Raw genomic sequence first — 1,732 nt, forward strand, 5'->3', positions numbered from 1 at the left:
ATAAAACAAGAAACGGAGAAAGCGGTCGAGTATCAACAAAAATGACTGGTGTAACGACAAAGCACACCGAAGGACAAAAAAAGGAATGGATTATTCATGGTAAACTTGAGAAAAAAAATCACCTTATCGATTTCATTTATTATAGCATTACCTTTTTATTTATTTTATTCAACATTTCTTCACCCAAGGCAGAAACAATGGATGGTATAAAATATTTAGTGTCATTTAAAACAAAACGTAGCGCATGCATGGTCAGGGTTAACGGTTTTCCTGTTTTTGATAATTTCACGTACTCAAGTGGCACAATAGCAGCAGGTGACAACATTACGTCATTTATCGAAAATGGGAAAAACAGGATTGAAGTACTCATGGGGTCAGTGGATTCTCAAGACCGGGATACCCTTTTCTCTGATTCAGAATGTGAATTTACGATTACCAGAGACACCATTGATTCCAGCGAAAACGTAACAACAGTCAAACTTTCTGTTGATGATGAAAAAAATATTATCGCAACGTCATCCTCCAGCTATGATGGTTCCAGACATGAGGGGAGAATTATTGAGGAGCAGCTTCCAGAAGATAGTCGACTGTATTTACACCGATTTTATCGTGATATTGAATTCAGCGGTATAAAGACATGGTCATGGGTAAATGCTGACAGAAAGGTGTCAGAAAAAGATCTACCCATTATTCGGGCAAAATATCGGGAAATCTGGCAGGCAATGAAAGATCGGGATGTAAAGACATTAAAGAAAATGGCAGCTATTTCCAGTCAGGAAATGGGAGATGCAGAGGGTATATCTCCTGATATCGTTTTCGAATCATATAATCTTCCCTGGAATGTTCTTGACATCAAATTAACTCCTATCAATCTGGAATGGGATAAATACAAAATAACTACTTATTGCGACGGCCGCGTATTCAGATTGACAAGTGGGATTTATCAAAACTCACCATTAAGGTTGAAAGACAAAAATAATAAAATAGTATTTTCTTATGACCCATACCTTTCATTTATTAACGGCGAAGTAGTTATTGTCAGGTAATAAAATAACAGGAAAACATTATATCGCTGGCCACTAAACTATAAGACAAATACACTTCGCATGAGTGGTTTTTACGAGAACCTCATTACACAGGCTCCCCTACCGTCTTCATTAATGGATTACTCGCCACCCATACGGTGGGGACCTGTTAACACCTCATTCAAAGCCCATACACCAGCCTAATCCCCGTAAGATAGCCTGGGATCATCCTCGGTGTTGATTGATAGTCTGCTTGCGGCGAGGACGGGCGACTCAGTGACTTTAATTGGGAGTCGCACTGTCAGTATTGCTACTTTCAGGAACAATTTAATGTCAAAACGGGGTCTGGGTTTTACGCCAGATGTGGACGGGTTAATGGCGATGAGCACCTCCGCGGTACCCCTCACCCCTTTACACTCAATGTCTATATTGCCAGCAGTCTCCCCGGCCTTACGGCAAAAAATATTGCTGAAGAGATCATTATCTTTGATTCGACAGCGCAAAGTAATATAGAGACGATATTTTATCATAATGATATCCGCGCAGAGGTTGGGGCCAGCATTTCAATGGGTATTGCCATAGATGGCGATAAAACAAGAAACGGAGAAAGCGGTCGAGTATCAACAAAAATGACTGGTGTAACGACAAAGCACACCGAAGGACAAAAAAAGGAATGGATTATTCATGGTAAACTTGAGAAAAAAAAT

1 protein-coding gene is annotated in these 1,732 nt (G+C 39.9%); it reads left to right on the plus strand.

Translation table 11 applies throughout. The features are described 5' to 3' along the window. A partial coding sequence (locus RDN66_RS24220; RefSeq protein ID WP_308538238.1) for a hypothetical protein occupies positions 1 to 1,046 on the plus strand: 1,046 nt, incomplete at its 5' end. Between the last annotated feature and the right edge of the window lie 686 nt (positions 1,047 to 1,732).

This window comes from uncultured Kluyvera sp. (genome assembly GCF_902485085.1).
Lineage (GTDB): Bacteria > Pseudomonadota > Gammaproteobacteria > Enterobacterales > Enterobacteriaceae > Kluyvera > Kluyvera ascorbata.